We start from the raw sequence: 16246 nt of genomic DNA on the forward strand, positions 1-16246 counted from the left end.
CGCGGGCCGCTCGCGATGAATCCCGACGCTTCGACGATCTGGCGCGGCCCGCGCTGGCTGCTGGCCGCGCTGCTGGCCTGCCTGGGCATGCTGGGCCCGTTTTCCATCGACACCTACCTGCCGGCCTTCACCGGCATTGCGCAGTCGCTGGGCGCCACGCCGGTGGAGATGCAGCAGACGCTGTCGGCCTACCTGCTGGGCTTTGCGCTGATGAACCTGTTCCACGGCGCGCTGGCCGACAGCTTCGGCCGCAAGCCGGTGGTGCTGGTCGGGTTGATGGTCTTCACGCTGGCCTCGGTCGGCTGCGCGATGAGCCAGTCCATCGGCGCGTTGGTGCTGTTCCGCGCGCTGCAAGGCATGTCGGCCGGCTCGGGCATGGTGGTTTCGCGGGCCATCATCCGCGACATGTTCCCGCCGGCCGAGGCACAGCGCGTGATGTCGCAGGTCACGATCTACTTCGGCGTGGCGCCGGCCATTGCGCCGCTGTTCGGCGGCTTCCTGTTCGTGCACATTGGCTGGCACGCCATCTTCTGGTTCCTGGTCCTGGTCGGTGCGCTGCTGCTGGGCGTGATGTGGCGCTTGCTGCCCGAGACGCTGTATCCCGCCCAGCGCCAGCCCTTCAATGCCCGCCACCTGATGCGCGGTTACTGGGACATGGTCTCCAGCGCGCGCTTCATGGCGCTGGCGTTCGCGTCCGGCGTGCCGTTCAACGGCATGTTCCTGTACGTGCTGTCGGCACCTGTCTTCCTGGGCGAGCACATGAGGCTCGGGCCCACGCAGTTCTTCTGGTTCTTCCTGATGACGATTGGCGGGATCATGGGCGGCGCCTGGTTCTCGGGCCGGCTGGCCGGCCGCATCACGCCGCAGCGCCAGATCCGCTGGGGCTTCATCGTGATGATCTGCGTCTCGTTGCTGAACCTGGCGCTGAACCTGCTGCTGCCGCCATCGCCCGTCTGGCACCTGCCGCTGATCGGCCTGTTCTCGCTGGGCTGGGCGCTGATGGTGCCGGTCGTCACGCTGCTGGTGCTGGACGAAGCGCCCACGCGGCGCGGCATGGCCTCGTCGCTGCAGGCCTGCATCGGCAGCGTGGCCAACGCGTTGGTGGCCGGTGCCATCGCGCCGCTGGTGATGCACTCGACGGTGATGCTGGCGGTGGCTTCGTCGCTGATGACGGCGGTCGGCGTGGTCGCGTGGATCTGGGTCCGGCCGCGGCTGACCTTGCCCACGCATGCCGACCTGAAGCGTGCGGCGCTGGATCTGAAGTGAGGCTGCTGGCGGCGCGTTGAAGCCCGGATCAGCACCGGAAAACCGGCCCGAGTCCGCTTCAAGCGGCGGAGGGCGGCAGTCGATATCCAGCGAAGGACCTGCCCGGTCCTTGCCTGGAGCCTCGCATGTACCGCCCGATCTTCCCGCGCCACCCGTTGGCCTTCCTGACTCCCCTTGCCCGCGCCGCCGGCAACTGCCATCACGCGTTGCAGCGGCTGGCCGCGCGCATGGGCGTCACGGGCCTGTTCCCGATCAGCGTGCTGGCCATCGGTGCGCTGGCTGCGCTGACCATGGTGGCGCCGGACGCGCACGCCAACGAGCCTGCCTCGCCGTCGGCGCCGAAGGAAGCCAAGGCTGAACCCAAGACCGAGGCCAGACCGGCCGCGAAAGCGGAAAAGAGTGAGAAGGCCGAGAAGGCCGAGCCGGCAGACGCACCCCCCGAAGCCATGGACCGCCTGCGCGAAAAGCTGGCCCAGCGCCTTGGCGCCGTGCGTGCGCCGGGCAGCAAGTCGCCCAATGACTTGCAGGTTGCCGGCAAGAACCCCGAAGCACCTCTAGTGCCCAAACCGGCCGCCAAGGCCAAGCCGGCCCGCGCGGGCGCAGACGGCGCACTGGAGCCGCACGCCGTGGCGTTGCACCCCGCCGGGCCGGCGCACTGGGCTTACAACGGCGCGGGCGGCCCGGAGGCCTGGGCCAGCCTCAAGCCCGAATTCGCCGCCTGCAGCACCGGCCAGCGCCAGAGCCCGATCGACATCCGCGATGGCATCCAGGTGCAGATGCCGGCCATCCAGTTCGACTACAAGCCCAGCGGCTTCAGCGTGCTCGACAACGGCCACACGGTGCAGGTCAACCTGCCGGCCGGCAACGGCATCACCGTCAACAACCGGCGCTACGACCTGCTGCAGTTCCACTTCCACCGGCCTTCGGAAGAACGCATCAACGGCAAGCTGTTCGACATGGTGGTGCACCTGGTACACAAAGACCCGGAGGGCAAGCTTGCCGTGGTCGCGGTGCTGCTGGAGCGTGGCAGCGCGCAGCCGGTGGTGCAGGCGGTGTGGAATGCCTTGCCGCTGGAGAAAAACGAGGACACGCCGGCGCCCGGCAGCCTCGACGTGAGCCAACTGCTGCCCAAGGACCAGCGCTTCTACACCTACATGGGCTCGCTGACCACGCCGCCCTGCAGCGAAGGCGTGTTGTGGATGGTGATGAAGCAGCCGGTGCAACTGTCGCCCGAGCAGCTGAACATCTTCTCGCGCATGTATCCGATGAACGCACGGCCCATTCAACCGACCGCTGGCCGCATGATCAAAGAGGCGAGCTGAATGGGGCACCCGGCGACCTGAACAGCTCGCCACCCGCCGTGCGGGTGATCCGGCGCCTTGGGGCGGCCCGGCGGCCCCGGATCTCTCCGCCGTCCCCGTTGGAGGTCGCTCGGGGCTTCCCTGTCCCACAAGGCCGGCATGGCCTTGGGCGCGGGATTGACAGCGTCGCCAGCTGAGCGATGCTGCCGGTCTGTTTCGCGCCTGATGTTGCGTGTTGTTCGAACGTAAGGCGGCGTTCAGCACATTCACCGCATATCAAGGGGAGACTTCATGCTGGAATCATTGCGTCCGGACCCAACCTTCCATCCCTCCGCCAAGCTCGCCATGGAGGCGCCGCCCGAGCGCCTGGCCTACACCGCCTTGCTGTCGCCCGACGGCTCACGTCCTGACGCGCTGGCCGTCGTCGACGTGGACCCCGCCTCCGAGGCCTACGGCAAGGTGCTGTACCGGCTGGACATGCCGTACCGCGGCGACGAGTTCCACCACTTCGGCTGGAACGCCTGCAGCTCGGCGCTCTCGCCCATGTCCGGCCACAGCTTCCTGCGCCGGCGCTACCTGATCATTCCCGGCATCCGCTCGTCGCGCATCTACGTGATCGACACCCAGCCCAACCCGGCGCGGCCGACGATCCACAAGGTCATCGAGCCCGAGGAGGTGTTCAAGAAGACCGGCTACTCGCGGCCGCACACGGTGCACTGCGGGCCCGAAGGCATCTACGTCAGCACGCTGGGCGGCGGCGGGAAAGACGGCACCGACGGCCCGCCCGGCATCTTCCTGATGGACTGCCAGACCTTCGATGTCATCGGCCGCTGGGAGATCGAGCGCGGCCCGCAGAAGCTGCACTACGACTTCTGGTGGAACCTGCCGCGCGACTACATGGTCAGCAGCGAATGGGGCCTGCCGCCGCAGTTCGAAAACGGGCTGGACGCCGAAGGTTTGCTGGCCAACAAATACGGTCACGCGATCCATTTCTGGAACCTGCGCGAACGCCGCCACGTGCAGACGCTGGACCTGGGCGCCAACCACCAGATGGCGCTGGAGCTGCGCCCCGCGCACGACCCGACCAAGGAATACGGCTTCCTCGGTGTGGTGGTGGACACCACCAACCTCGAAGGCTCGATCTGGACCTGGTACCGCGAAAACGGCCAGTTCAAGATCGCCAAGACCGCCGTCATTCCGCCCGAGCCGGCACCGGCCGACCAGTTGCCACCGCTGCTGCAAGGCTTTGGCGCCGCGCCGCCGCTGATCAGCGACATCGATCTCTCGCTGGACGACCGTTTCCTCTATGTCGCCTGCTGGGGCACCGGCGAGCTGCGCCAGTACGACGTGAGCGACCCGCTGCACCCCAAGCTCACGGGCAGCGTGCGCGCCGGTGGTGTGGCCAAACACACACCACGCGCAAGCGGCAAGCCGTTTGGCGGCGGCCCGCAGATGACCGAGATCAGCCGTGACGGCAAGCGCGTCTATTTCAGCAACTCGCTCTATAGCAGCTGGGACAAGCAGTTCTACCCCGAGGGCGTTCCCGGCCTGCAGCTGATGGCGCACGTGGGCCCGAACGGCGGGTTGACGCTGGACCCGAAGTTCGAGGTCGAGTTCGGTGCCGAATACGCCTCGCACCAGATCCGCCTCGAAGGCGGCGACTGCTCGACCGACTCGTTCTGCTACCCGTCCGCATGAGCGGTGACCTTGCCACGGCCGGCCTATGGGCCGCCGTGCTGGGCCTGGGCGCGTACCACGGGCTGAACCCAGCCATGGGCTGGCCGCTGGCGGTCGCCAACGGCCTGGCCGAGCGCCGCAGCCGCGCGGTGTTCACGACGCTGCTGCCGCTGGGCGCCGGCCACTTGGCGGCGATGGCGCTGGCGCTGCTGCCGTTTGCATTGCTGAGCTGGTACGTCGAATGGAGCCGGCCGCTGCGCATTGCGGCCGGGCTGCTGCTGGCGCTGTTCGGCCTGGGTCTGCTGATCCTGCGGCGGCACCCGCGCTTCCTGGCGCGCGTGCCGCCGTCGCGGCTGGCCTGGTGGTCCTTCCTGGTGGCCAATGCACATGGTGCAGGGCTGATGCTGCTGCCGATCAGCCTGGGCCTGTGCGGCACGGCCGGCGGCGGCATGGCCACGCTGCAGGCCAGCGCCGGCACGGCCATCGCGGTCGCGCTGGTGCACACGTTGGCCATGATGCTCACCGGGCTGGCCATCGCCTGGCTGGTCTATCGCCACCTGGGCCTGCGCTTCCTGAAGCAGGGCTGGTTCAACCTGGATGCCGTGTGGGGTGTGAGCCTGGTGCTGACGGGTGGGCTCAGCGCGGTGCTGGCTTGGTGAGGGTGCCCTTCCTCAGGCCAATCCTCGTGGGGCTTGTGGCATGCTTATCGTTCTGTTGACAGAACGAGGTGCGCGATGACCATCCCGATTGAAGTGCTCGAGGCCGAGGCGTTAAGCCTGCCACAGGCGGACAGGTCGAGGCTTGTAGACCGACTTCTGGCCAGTCTTGGGCACGACCCGGAATGGGAGGAAGCTTGGTCCGAGGAGGCTGACCGACGGGAAGCGCGCATCGCTGATGGCCAAGCCCAGTGGGTCAGCGGACCTGAAGCGGTAGCGCGTATCCGTGCTTCGCTAAAGTGACCTATGTACTCACGCCGGAAGCTGAAGCCGAGTTGTCAGACGCGGCTTCCTTCTGCCGGCGACAGTTCGGCGCCTTCGCTGCGGAGAACTTCCTCGCCACCTTCGAAGCGAAAGCTTGCCTGATCGCTGAATTTCCAGGCGTCGGGACGGCAACTTCAAAGGGCCGCTACTTGTTTCCAATAGGACGGTATCCGTTTTCGGTGCTTTATCGAATCGAAGGTGAGGCCGTCCGCATCAGCGCTGTCGCACATCATGGTCGGCGACCAGGATACTGGCGCAAGCGGCGATGATCAGGGAACGCGGGGCCCTCTAGGACAGCGCCACCACGGCCGGTACCAAGCCGAGTTTCTTGGCCCGCCGGGCAAACTTGCGGTCGTCGAATGTGACGACGTCGCGCCTCAGCGTCCGCTCCATCATGGTGATTCCAAGTATGGCGCGGCGATGCCAGCGGAGCCCTGGCGAACCCGATCGATCACTGAAAGTGCGGGCATCTTCGATGGAAGGTCAATCGTGCATCCCTAGAAGACACGCTGTTACCGCATCGTCAGCACTTCGACACGGCATCGTCATCGAGACTCGCGAAGCTCTGGGGTTAACCAGTCCAGCGGAGACAACGCTTTCATGAAACTCAATCCCATCCTCGCCGCGGCACTGCTCGCGGTGTCGGCCTCGGCCAGCTTTGCGTCCACCAGCGGCGTCGTCATCAGCCAGGCCTACGGCGGCGGTGGCAACAGCGGTGCCACGCTGAAGAACGACTTCATCGAGCTGTACAACGCCGGCTCGGCAGCGGTCTCGCTGAACGGCTGGTCGGTGCAGTACAACTCCACCACCGGCACTGCCAGCTGGGGTGTGACCACGCTGAGCAACATCACGCTGCAGCCCGGCCAGTACTACCTGGTGCAGGAAAGCGCCGGCACCGGCGGCACGCAGAACCTGCCCACGCCAGATGCCACCGGCACGTTGGCGATGAGCGGCAGCGGCGGCAAGGTCGCGCTGGTCAGCAGCAGCACCGCGCTGACGGGCGACAAGCCCACCTCGGCCAGCATCGTCGACCTGGTCGGCTACGGCAGCGCGAACTACTTCGAAGGCAGCGCTGCGGCGCCCGCCACCACCAACACCACCGCCGTGCAGCGCGCGGCCGCCGGCTGCACCGACACCGACCAGAACAGCGCCGACTTCGCCGCCGGAACGCCCGCGCCGCGCAACACCGCCAGCCCGGTCGGCACCTGCACCGTCAGCGGCCCGACGCAGCGCAGCATCCCCGAGATCCAGGGCAGCGGCAGCGCCAGCCCGTTTGTCGGCGAGAAGGTGCAGACCAGCGGCGTCGTCACGCTGGTCACCAACAACAGCTTCTACATGCAGGACCTGAACGGCGACGGCAATGCCGCCACGTCCGACGGCATCCTGGTCTACACCGGCAGCGCGCCCACCGTGGTGGCCGGCCAGCTGGTGCAGCTGCAAGGCACGGTGGCCGAGTTCAACACCGGCGCCGCGAGCAATGCCGACACCGCCGCGCACACCGTCACCGAGCTGACCGGCATCAGCGGCATCAGCGTGCTGTCCAGCGGCAACGTGGTCACGCCGACGGTTGTCACGCTGCCCGAGAGCGTGGACGGCGAGCTGGAGCGTCATGAAGGCATGCTGGTCACGATCAACGGCCCGCTGACCGTGCAGCAGAACTACTTCCTGGGCCGCTACGGCCAGCTGTCGCTCGCGGTCAACGGCCGCCAGGAACAGCCGACCAACCGCTTCCGCCCCGGCGCAGACGCCCAGGCACTGAACGACGCCAACAACCGCGCCCGCATCCTGCTGGACGATGGCACCTCGGTGCAGAACCCGAACCCCACGCCCTACATCGGCGCGGACAACACGGTACGCGCCGGCGACACCATCGCCACGCTGACCGGCGTGCTGGACTACGGCCTGGCCACCTCCAGCAACACCGACTACGGCGACTACAAGATCCAGCCGGTCGGCGCGGTGGCCATCACCCGCGCCAACGTGCGCCCCACGGTGCCCGCCACCACCGGCGGCAACCTGCGCGTGGCCAGCTTCAACGTGCTGAACTTCTTCACCACCTTCACCGACGGCAACACCGCCGACGGCCAGAGCGGCCAGGGTTGCAAGCTGGGTGACAGCACCTCGGCCTCGAACTGCCGCGGCGCGAACAACTTGGCCGAGTTCGAGCGCCAGCGCGCCAAGATCGTCGAGGCCATCGCCGCGATCGATGCTGACGCGCTGGGCCTGATGGAGATGCAGAACAACGGTTCGACCGCGGTGCAGAACCTGGTCGATGCGCTGAACGCCAAGGTCGGCGCCGGCACCTACGCCATCGTGCCGGACCCGGCTGCCGGCACCGGCACCGACGCGATCAAGGTCGCGATGATCTACAAGCCGGCCCGCCTGGGCACCTCGGGCGCTGCACAGTCGGACATCGATCCGGTCAACAACCGCCCGACGCTGGCGCAGACCTTCGGCACCGCCAACGGCAGCTTCTTCACGCTGGTCGTCAACCACCTGAAGTCCAAGAGCAGCTGCCCGACCGAGAGTGACCCGGAATACGCCGGCAACTTCGACAGCGGCGACGGCCAGGGTTGCTGGAACGCCAAGCGCGTGCAGCAGGCCCAGCGCCTGGTCACCTGGGTCAACAGCCTGAGCACGGGCGCCGGCACGACCGACGCGGTGCTGCTGGGCGACTTCAACTCGTATGCCCAGGAAGACCCGGTGGCCACGCTGGTGAACGGCGGCTTCCAGGACCAGATCGCGCGCTTCAACGCCTTCGGCTACTCGTACGTCTTCAACGGCGTCTCGGGCCGGTTGGACCATGGCTTCGTCAGCCCGTCGCTGGCGGCCAAGGTGACGGACGCGACCGACTTCCACATCAACGCCGACGAGCCGGCCATCATCGACTACAACACCGAGTTCAAGCAGCCGGCCTGCCCGACCTGCGGCCCGGACTACTACAGCGCCACCGAGTACCGCTCGTCGGACCATGACCCGATGGTGATGGGCCTGTCGCTGCTGACGACGATCAACGGCACGGCCGGCCGCGACGAGATCATCGCCACGCCTGGCGACGACGTGATCATCGGCGGCGGCAATATCGACAAGATCAGCACCGGTGAAGGCAAGGACCTGGTGGTCATCAACGCCGTGTCTGACGCGATGGACCTGGTGACCGACTTCATGCCCGGCGAAGACCGCATCGACCTGCACGGCCTGCTGGCCAGCATTGGCTACACCGGCAGCGACCCGATCGGCGACGGCACGATCCGCGTGGCCGACGGCCAGCGCGGCGCCAAGGTCCAGCTCAAGTGGGCCGCCAGCTTCACCGGCTACAAGACCATGGTGCTGCTGCAAGGCCGCCAGGCCGCCGAGATCGTGCCCGCGCGCGACCTGGTGCTGAGCGGCCCCACGCTGCAGAAAAAGCGCAGCCGCAAGTCGGTGCACTGAACCGCACCGCGCCCTGGCCGGCGCCCAAGGTAAGGCCGACCATCCGATGACCCCATGCGACCCACTGGTTACATGGGGTCATCTTCTTGGGGCTTTCCCCTGCGGACAGTGCGGATCGCCGCCCGCGCCGGGCGAGAATTGCGCCAGCGGTGCCCGGCAACGGCGGGCCGGAAGGAACAAGGCAAATGGCGCAGGAAGAACACAAGAGTGGCGTGCTGGAGACGCTGATGCACGGCCTGGTGGCGGGCGTGGCCGAAGGCATGGTGCGTGAGGAAGAGCACGCGCCGGCCACCGTGGCGGCCGGTTACCCGCACCTGGTGGCCGACATCGGCGGCACCAATGCCCGCTTCGGCCTGGTCTGGCAGCCTGGCCAGCAGGCGCAGCAGGTCCAGAAGCTGCCGGTGGCCGAGCATGCCGGCCCGGCCGAGGCCGCGCGCGCCTACCTGGACGGGCTGGCCGCGCAGCACGGCGGCAAGGCGCCCAAGCCACACCGAGCGGCGTTTGCCGTCGCCACGCCCACGCGGGACGACCGAATCGTGTTGACCAACAGCCACTGGAACTTCTCGCGCCGCGAGGTCGAGGCCACGCTGGGCCTGGAGGTGCTGCTGATGCTCAATGACTTCGAGGCGCTCGCGCTGTCCCTGCCCCGGTTGAAGGCCGACCAGCTGCAGCCCATCGGCCCGCTGGCGCCTTTCGCGGCGTCGGCCCCGGGCGAGGGCGGCACGCTGGCCGTCGTCGGCCCCGGCACCGGTCTGGGCGTGGGCGCAGTGATCGACAGTCGCCATGGCTGGATCGCGCTGCCGGGCGAGGGCGGCCACGTCACGCTGCCGGCGGCAGACGATTTCGAGGCCGCACTGCTGCAGTGGGCCCGCAAGGAATTCCCGCACGTATCCGCCGAACGCTTCCTCTCGGGCATCGGTCTGCCAGTGATGTACCGCGCAGTGGCCGGTGTGCTCGGCGTGCCGGACCGCGGCCTGGCGGCCGAACAGATCGTCGAACAAGGCCTGCTGCCGCTGGACGCCGGCGGCGACGCGGCTTGCGAGCGCGCGTTGGATGTCTTCTGCGCGATGCTGGGCGGCGTGGCCGGCAACCTTGCGTTGACGCTGGGCGCGCGCAATGGCGTGTACATCGGTGGCGGCATCGCGCCCCGCCTGGGCGACTACTTCTTCCGCTCACGCTTCCGCGAACGCTTCGAAGCCAAGGGCCGCTTCCAGGGCTACCTGTCGCAGATCCCCACTGCGCTGATCACTGACACGCTGGCTGCACTCACCGGTGCGGCGCTGGCGGTGGAGCAGCATCAGCGCTGAGATCGCAAGGCAACGGCCGGGCTGCCTGGCTGCTGCTTGCATGCGCGCCAAGGCCTCGCGCAAACAAATGGGGTCAGAGTCAATTTATCCTCTTGATGGGCGTGGCAAATTCGCCGTCATTTCCCGGATAAATCGACTCTGACCCCATTTGTTTGAGGCACCGTCGGTGGCAGGGCAGCGGTCCAAAACCGGGAAGCCCTGATCAGGGGCCGGCCAGCCGAACCACATCCGCCTGCACCGGCCCGCTGACGCTCGCCACCAAGGTGCCGTTGGGCGCCAATGAAAACGAGCGGAAGCGGCGCAGCCAGCCGGCGGGCAGTGTGAAGGCCAAGGTCTCGTGCTGGCCGTCGGCATCCACGCGCACGACGCGGTCCTGCTTCTTGCCGCGCAGCACCAGCCACAGCGCGCCGTCATGCCACTGCCAGTTGCCCCAGTCCTCGGGACTGAGGCCGGCGTGCACGCGCTGTGCGGCGCCGATGCTGCCTTGCGCGTCCAGCGGCCTGCGCCACAGGCCGGCTTCGTTCTGCCGGGCGTAGTAAAGCCAGCGGCCTTCAGCGGTCTGCACTTCCTGGCCGAACTGGCCGTGGTCGTCGGTCAGGCGCAGGAACTGGTGGCTGGCGAGGTCGAAGCGCCAGAGCTCGCGCCGGCCGCCGCGGTCGCCGGCCAGCAGCAGGCTGCGCTTGTCCAGCGCCCAGGTGACGTTGCCGTAGTTGCCGTCCAGCGGGATGGCTTGCGGCGGCTCGTCGCGGTTGAGCCGGCCGAGCAGCAGCAGGTCGGTGGCCGAGCCGGGCGGGCGCAGCGTGGTGGCCCAGCGCGGTTCGTCGGCGGCGCAGCCGGCGGGCTCGGGTGTTCCGGGCGGCAGCGGCAGTTCGCGCGGCGCCTGGCCGGGGCGGTCCACGGTCCACAGGCCGATGCGGCCACTGCGGAACGAAAGGAACAGCACCTGGCCGGCGCTGGGGCAGGCCTGGGCGTAGAGGTTGCGGCTGCTGGCGGCCAAGGTTTCGCGCAAGTGGCCGTCATGGCCGTCCAGCAGCTCGATGCTGTCGGCGAACTTGTAGACCGAGGCGGCCACCGCGTTGGGCTCGCCCGGCAGCGTGGCCAGGTGGATGGCGGCCTGGGCGCGCGAGAACAGCGTGGGCTCGCCGCCCTGTGGCGAGATGCGCCAGGTGGCTTGCGTGCCGTCCCGGGCGGAGTTGAAGGCGATGCCGCGGTCGTCGGCCAGCCAGGCCATGCCGCCCAGCGGCGCGTCGTCATGGGTCAGGCGGGTGGCTTGGCCGCCCGCCACCTCGGCCAGGAAGACGTCGCCCACGGTGATGCTGCCGCGCATGAAGGCCAGCAGCTTGCCGCTGCGCGAGAAGGCGGGCTGCACGTCGGTCTCGCCGCCGCTGGGGCGGGTCAGCTGGCGCTCCTGGCCGGTGGCGATCTCGTGCAGGAAGATCGCACCGCCGCCGGTGTCGTCCTGGCCGGTCGACTTCAGCGGCCGCGCCAGCGCCAGCCAGCGGCCGTCCGGTGAGGCATCCACGAAGCCGACGCGGAACTGGTAGAAGCAGCTGGCCAGCTTCTCGGGCTGGCCTTCGGGCAAGGTCAGCGCGACGATCTCGCAGTCCTCGCCTTCGCGGGCCCTGGCGTAGGCCAGCCGGTCCGGGCCCAGCCACATCGGACTGGCCAGGTGCATCTCGGCCGGCTCGCGCAGCTCGATCACCGGCGCCTCCGGCCGGTTGCGCTCGACGATGCGCAGCCGCACGTCGCCCTCGCCGCGCGACCAGACAAAGGCCAGGCGCTGGCCGTCCGGGCTGACGGCCGGGTAGTTCTCGACGCCGTCCAGCAGCGTCATCGGTTGCGGTGGCGTGCGGTCCACCCCTGCCGTTGCCTTTTCGTTGCCAGGCTGCAGCCACCAGGCGGCGCCTGCAGTGATGGCCAACACCAGGACCAGCACCAGCGCGCCGGCCATGGCCGGGAGGCGACGCAGCGGGGACTTGTTGGCCGACGTGACAGGCACGGCCCGTGCCTCGGCCACCGCGGATGCCTCGCTGGTCGGCAAGGGCGCGGCAACGGGCGCCGGTTCGGCCATGGCCGGCAGCCGCAGCTGGTAGCCGGTCTTGGAAATGGTCTGGATCGCGCTGCCTGCTTCGTCGGTGAGCCCTTGCTCGGCGCCCGGCGCGTCGTCCAGCACCCGGCGCAGCTGCCAGACGGCATGCGTCAGCGCGCGTGAACCGGTGTAGGTGTTGCCGTCCCAGACTTCGGCGATCAGCCGCTCGCGCAGCACCACGTCGCCGCCGGCCTCGGCCAGGCGCTGCAGCACCGCCGCTGTCTTGACGGACAGCTGCTCGCCGGCAGCCAGGCCGGAGCCTTCGCTGTCCACCAGGCGGCGGGTCGTGGCATCGAAAAGGAAACGGCCGATGCGCCAGCGACGGTGGGGCGGCGCGGCGGGCGGATCGGCTGCGCCCGGTACGGCTGGGCGGGAGTCGAGCTGCACGTCAGGGCCTGTGGAGCGAAGGCAGGGCGGCGCGGCCGCGGGCCGTTGGCATCACGCAAGTCATTGATTTGAAAGGATCAATTAAACATCGAGAAAAAACCGAGAAAAGCTCGGCAGGCGTTCCATTGTGGGGCGGCGAGGCACTCTGTGTAATCGGCGGCAGATCTCATCCCTGCTTTTCATTGGAGTCCTGCCCATGTTGTTGACCTCGCGTTTTTGGCGCCCGGCCTCCCGCCTTGCGTTGACGGCGACCGCCCTCGCTTCGGCGCTGCTCTTGCCCACCGCACGTGCCGACGTGCTGGGCGTGCTGACCGACGCCGTCACCGGCCAGCCCTTCCCCGAAGGCCTGCCCTTTGTGCAGTTGCTGAGCTGCCTGAACACCGGCGACAAGCTTTGCAGCGGCTGGATCGCTGCGGTCAACCCGGACGCTTCGGGCGCTTTCCGTTTCGACGGCAGCACGCTGGCGCCCGGCAGCTACCAGGTCACCGGCTGGTCCGATGGCCATGAGCAGAAGCGCAGCAAGCCCTTCACCATCACCGGCACCGAGGACCACAGCGTGAACCTCGCCCTGGCGATGGTGCCGGTGACGGTGTCCGACATCCAGGGCTGCGAAACGCTGGAAGCGGGCGGTTACTGCACGGTGCACTACCGGTTGACCAGCCAGAGCAGCGAGCAACAGCAGCTGCAGGTCTGGGCGATGGTGGACGCCAACAGCGCGATTCCGGCCGGCTGGTCCGAGTACGAGTGGGGCAACGACAGCGCCAAGCCCATGGTGGTCACGCTGGGCGCCGGCAAGAGCAAGTTGCTGAGCCAGCGCATCTACGTTGGCACCGGCATGCCCAGCGGTGCCTACAGCTCGCTGTCGCTGTTTGTCTCGCCCAAGGGCAAGCCGCAGGAGACGTTGATCACCGAGATGCTGCCGACCGTGCTGTTCACGGCCACCGGCGGCAGCGGCAACGGCCTGCGCATCGAGACCGATCCGCGCGCCAAGGCGCAGGCGATGGCGGCCATGAAGCAGGCCCGCCTGGTGCGCAAGGGCTGGGAAGGCAAGGCCCAGGTGCAGGCCGCGGCCAGCGGCAAGCTGACGATCTACGGCCAGGTGATCGGCGCCGACACCGGCGCCGCACTGCCGGTGGAAGACAAGCCGCAGGTCGAGCTGATGCGCTGCGAGATGCCAGACGACACCTATTGCCGCTGGCTTCAAAGCGACCCGGCAACGCTGGACGAAACCGGGAAGTTCACGGTGCACATGAGCAACGCGCCGGCTGGCCGCTACCAGCTGCATGTGATTGCCGGTGCCCACTACGGGCAATCGGTGCAGCCGGTGTTCGACCTGCCAGGCGCCGAGGGCACCAAGCTGCTGAAGGTCACGCTGCCGCGCCTGGCGATCGACCTGGACGCGGTGGAACGCTGCACCGCAGCACCCGCCGACAACTGCCCCATGCGCTACACGCTGCGCAACACCACCAGCCAGGACATCAGCGCCGCGGTGTGGCTCTACACCTACGGCGTGCAGAGCAAGTCGCAGGCCGGCACGCCCATCTACGACATCGGCCAGAACGGCAAGGCCCACGGTCAGAAGATCCTGGTGACGGTGCCTGCGGGCCAGACCTACGAGCTGGCCAGCAAGCTGGACCTGTCGGACCTGGCGCCAGGCTCTACCGGTTGGATGCGCCTGTTCATTGGTGACCCGAGCGACGCGGCCCAGGCCATCTCGTACACCCACATTGGCAACTACACCGTCAGCGCCGGCGCCGAAGGCCGCACGCTGACCGTCGTCCCACGTCCCGACGTGATCATCCACTGAGACTCAGAACCTGCATGAACGCTTCTTTCGCTTTTTCCGCCACCGCGCTGGCCGCCTCTGTGTTGTTCGCCAGCGCGGCCTCCGCCGCCCAGCCCACCGGTCGCCTGAACGACACCGGCGCCTCGATGTGCCTGGACGCCGCTGGCGGCACCACCTGCGTCAACCACCAGGATGCACTGGTCGGCCGTGACGTGAGCCACCCGGACGCCAGCGACGGCCGGCTCGGTTTTTCGTTCCAGAAGCTGGATGCGCAAGGCGGCAAGCTGCCCGCCAATGCCGCCGACTGGGCCTGCGTGCACGACCGCGTCACCGGCCTGATGTGGGAGATGAAGACCGCCAACGGCAGCGTGCACGACGCCACGCGGCAGTTCACCAACCTCGGCGACGGCAGCGCCACCGACAGCAGCGCGCTGGTCACCCAGGCCAATGCCGAAGGCCTGTGCAGCCGGCACGACTGGCGCCTGCCCACGCGCAACGAGCTGATCAGCATCGTCGACTACAGCACCGTCTACCCGGGCCCGACGGTCGATGCCGACTGGTTCCCGAACAGCACCGCCTACAGCGTCTGGACCTCGAACGACCAGGTCGGCAACACGGCACGCAGCTGGTACGTGAACTTCATGGACGGCTACAGCGCCACGCTGGACAAGACCTATGCCTTCGGCCAGGCGCGCCTGGTCAGCGGCACCGCGCCCGCCCCGTCGCCGCGCTTCCAGGTGCTGGACGGTGGCGCCGAGGTGCTGGACACGCTGACCGGCCTGACCTGGCAGCGCTGCTCGGCCGGCCAGACCTGGAGCGGCAAGAGCTGCACCGGCCAAGCCACGGCGATGGACTGGCCAACCGCGCTGCAGACCGGCACCGACACCGCCAAGGCCAGCGGCCAGGCCTGGCGCGTGCCCAACGTGAAGGAGCTGGCCAGCATCTCGTCCGACGACCGTGTCCAGCCCTCGGTCGACACGGCGACCTTCCCGCGCACGCCCAGCGAGCTGTTCTGGACGGCCACGCCGTACACCGCCTCCGGCCCGTTTGGCGCCTATGCCTGGACGGTCTATGGCTACGACGGCTCGGCCACTTCGCAGCTGACCACCGAAGGCGCCAGGCTGCGCCTGGTGCGCAACAAGTAAGCCGGCGGGTTCATTGCTGCACGGTCCGCCGCGGGCGGACCTTCCGCCCCGGCGCAGCGCGTGCGCCGGGGCCTTGTCGTTGGCGTCCCCAAGCGACATGCGTCAGCTAAAGTAACGGCGACCTGCAAGCGTTCCCGGCCGCTTTTGTCGGCGGCCCGTCCCGGGCCGCATCCAACAAAGGGAACTGCTTGTGGCATGGTTCACGCTTCTCCCGGCATGCGCCAGCAGCTCCCCGCAGACCCACTTGCGTGAGAGAGCTGAGTATTCACATTCACAGCCACTCGCAAGCGCTTGTTTTTGAAGAACCTTTTATTTCCGGCTTCTTCACATACGCCCCTAAGTACCTGATTTCATTGATTTTTCCCCCGGGTTTCGTTGACCCGTCCCCGAGCGGTGGGTTAAAGTGGGGTGAAATGTGTTTTTGTGGGGTGATGTGTCCGAATTGGTGCTTCAGGGCGAGTCAGAGCTGACGCTGGACGGCAAGGGGCGGGTCACCGTGCCTGCCCGTTTCCGCGACACGCTCAACGCGCTCTGCGGCGGCCAGATGACGGTCACCAAGCACCCCACGCGCTGCCTGCTGCTGTTCCCGCGCCCGGCCTGGATCGATTTCCGCACCAAGCTGCTGGGCCTGCCGATGGATGTCGAAGCCTGGCGCCGCATCTACATCGGCAGCGCGATCGATGTGGACATCGACGGTGGCTCGCGCGTGCAGCTCTCGCCCGAGCTGCGCAAGTGGGCCGGGCTGGACAAGGAGCTGACGCTGGTCGGCATGGGCAGCCGGATGGAAATCTGGGACCGCGAGCGCTACACCGCGCTGGAAGAAGCGACCCTCGCGCAGCCCATGCCCGAAAGCATGCGGCACATGGTGATGTGAGA

General features: G+C 68.2%; 12 protein-coding genes. 11 read left to right on the forward strand and 1 reads right to left on the reverse strand.

Features of this window, described 5'->3' with window-relative positions:
* Window positions 1-15: 15 nt before the first annotated feature.
* The 8 genes from ACAH41_RS17680 (at window position 16) to glk (ending at window position 9963) form a co-directional block, all read left to right on the forward strand.
* Window positions 16-1266: a multidrug effflux MFS transporter gene (locus ACAH41_RS17680; protein WP_325655069.1), complete on the forward strand. Its 1251-nt coding sequence runs from the start codon at window positions 16-18 to the stop codon at window positions 1264-1266.
* Between the two features lie 125 nt (window positions 1267-1391).
* Window positions 1392-2588: a carbonic anhydrase family protein gene (locus ACAH41_RS17685; protein ID WP_325655071.1), complete on the forward strand. Its 1197-nt coding sequence runs from the start codon at window positions 1392-1394 to the stop codon at window positions 2586-2588.
* Between the two features lie 270 nt (window positions 2589-2858).
* Entirely contained in the window at window positions 2859-4265 is a 1407-nt protein-coding gene (locus ACAH41_RS17690) for a selenium-binding protein SBP56-related protein (RefSeq protein ID WP_325655073.1), read from the forward strand.
* Complete coding sequence (locus tag ACAH41_RS17695; protein ID WP_325655074.1) at window positions 4262-4903, forward strand: hypothetical protein; 642 nt, start codon at window positions 4262-4264, stop codon at window positions 4901-4903. Before ACAH41_RS17690 ends, ACAH41_RS17695 begins: the two co-directional genes overlap by 4 nt.
* 75 nt (window positions 4904-4978) lie before the next feature.
* Entirely contained in the window at window positions 4979-5203 is a 225-nt protein-coding gene (locus ACAH41_RS17700) for an addiction module protein (RefSeq protein ID WP_325655075.1), read from the forward strand.
* Window positions 5200-5493 carry a type II toxin-antitoxin system RelE/ParE family toxin gene (locus ACAH41_RS17705; protein WP_325655076.1) on the forward strand — a complete coding sequence of 98 codons (294 nt, stop codon included), beginning with the start codon at window positions 5200-5202 and terminating at the stop codon, window positions 5491-5493. Before ACAH41_RS17700 ends, ACAH41_RS17705 begins: the two co-directional genes overlap by 4 nt.
* A 331-nt stretch (window positions 5494-5824) precedes the next feature.
* The gene (locus ACAH41_RS17710; RefSeq protein WP_325655078.1) at window positions 5825-8656 is read left to right on the forward strand and encodes an ExeM/NucH family extracellular endonuclease; all 2832 of its coding nucleotides are present in this window, start codon (window positions 5825-5827) and stop codon (window positions 8654-8656) included.
* 185 nt (window positions 8657-8841) lie between these two features.
* Window positions 8842-9963 carry a glucokinase gene (gene glk, locus ACAH41_RS17715; protein ID WP_325655080.1) on the forward strand — a complete coding sequence of 374 codons (1122 nt, stop codon included), beginning with the start codon at window positions 8842-8844 and terminating at the stop codon, window positions 9961-9963.
* 202 nt (window positions 9964-10165) lie between these two features.
* Here glk and ACAH41_RS17720 read toward each other — a convergent pair whose 3' ends face one another.
* Window positions 10166-12439 carry a winged helix-turn-helix domain-containing protein gene (locus ACAH41_RS17720; RefSeq protein ID WP_325655082.1) on the reverse strand — a complete coding sequence of 758 codons (2274 nt, stop codon included), beginning with the start codon at window positions 12437-12439 and terminating at the stop codon, window positions 10166-10168.
* A 196-nt stretch (window positions 12440-12635) separates the two neighbouring features.
* On the opposite strand from ACAH41_RS17720, the gene ACAH41_RS17725 reads away from it, so the two are divergent.
* The 3 genes from ACAH41_RS17725 to ACAH41_RS17735 all read left to right on the forward strand — a co-directional run bounded on the left by ACAH41_RS17725 (window position 12636) and on the right by ACAH41_RS17735 (window position 16244).
* Window positions 12636-14246: a hypothetical protein gene (locus ACAH41_RS17725; protein WP_325655084.1), complete on the forward strand. Its 1611-nt coding sequence runs from the start codon at window positions 12636-12638 to the stop codon at window positions 14244-14246.
* A gap of 14 nt (window positions 14247-14260) precedes the next feature.
* On the forward strand, window positions 14261-15370 hold the full coding sequence (locus tag ACAH41_RS17730) for a DUF1566 domain-containing protein (RefSeq protein WP_325655086.1): 1110 nt from the start codon (window positions 14261-14263) through the stop codon (window positions 15368-15370).
* Window positions 15371-15815: 445 nt separating this feature from the next.
* A complete protein-coding gene (locus tag ACAH41_RS17735; protein ID WP_141288902.1) occupies window positions 15816-16244 on the forward strand; it encodes a division/cell wall cluster transcriptional repressor MraZ in 429 nt (142 codons plus the stop codon).
* The last annotated feature ends 2 nt before the right edge of the window (window positions 16245-16246 follow it).

It is taken from the genome of Ideonella sp., assembly GCF_041287625.1.
Lineage (GTDB): Bacteria > Pseudomonadota > Gammaproteobacteria > Burkholderiales > Burkholderiaceae_C > Ideonella.

Excerpts from the sequence above, each read along its gene's own strand:
- ACAH41_RS17680 (WP_325655069.1), top strand. The coding sequence starts at position 16 with ATGAATCCCGACGCTTCGACGATCTGGCGCGGCCCGCGCTGGCTGCTG.
- ACAH41_RS17685 (WP_325655071.1), top strand. The coding sequence starts at position 1,392 with ATGTACCGCCCGATCTTCCCGCGCCACCCGTTGGCCTTCCTGACTCCC.
- ACAH41_RS17690 (WP_325655073.1), top strand. The coding sequence starts at position 2,859 with ATGCTGGAATCATTGCGTCCGGACCCAACCTTCCATCCCTCCGCCAAG.
- ACAH41_RS17695 (WP_325655074.1), top strand. The coding sequence starts at position 4,262 with ATGAGCGGTGACCTTGCCACGGCCGGCCTATGGGCCGCCGTGCTGGGC.
- ACAH41_RS17700 (WP_325655075.1), top strand. The coding sequence starts at position 4,979 with ATGACCATCCCGATTGAAGTGCTCGAGGCCGAGGCGTTAAGCCTGCCA.
- ACAH41_RS17710 (WP_325655078.1), top strand. The coding sequence starts at position 5,825 with ATGAAACTCAATCCCATCCTCGCCGCGGCACTGCTCGCGGTGTCGGCC.
- glk (WP_325655080.1), top strand. The coding sequence starts at position 8,842 with ATGGCGCAGGAAGAACACAAGAGTGGCGTGCTGGAGACGCTGATGCAC.
- ACAH41_RS17725 (WP_325655084.1), top strand. The coding sequence starts at position 12,636 with ATGTTGTTGACCTCGCGTTTTTGGCGCCCGGCCTCCCGCCTTGCGTTG.
- ACAH41_RS17730 (WP_325655086.1), top strand. The coding sequence starts at position 14,261 with ATGAACGCTTCTTTCGCTTTTTCCGCCACCGCGCTGGCCGCCTCTGTG.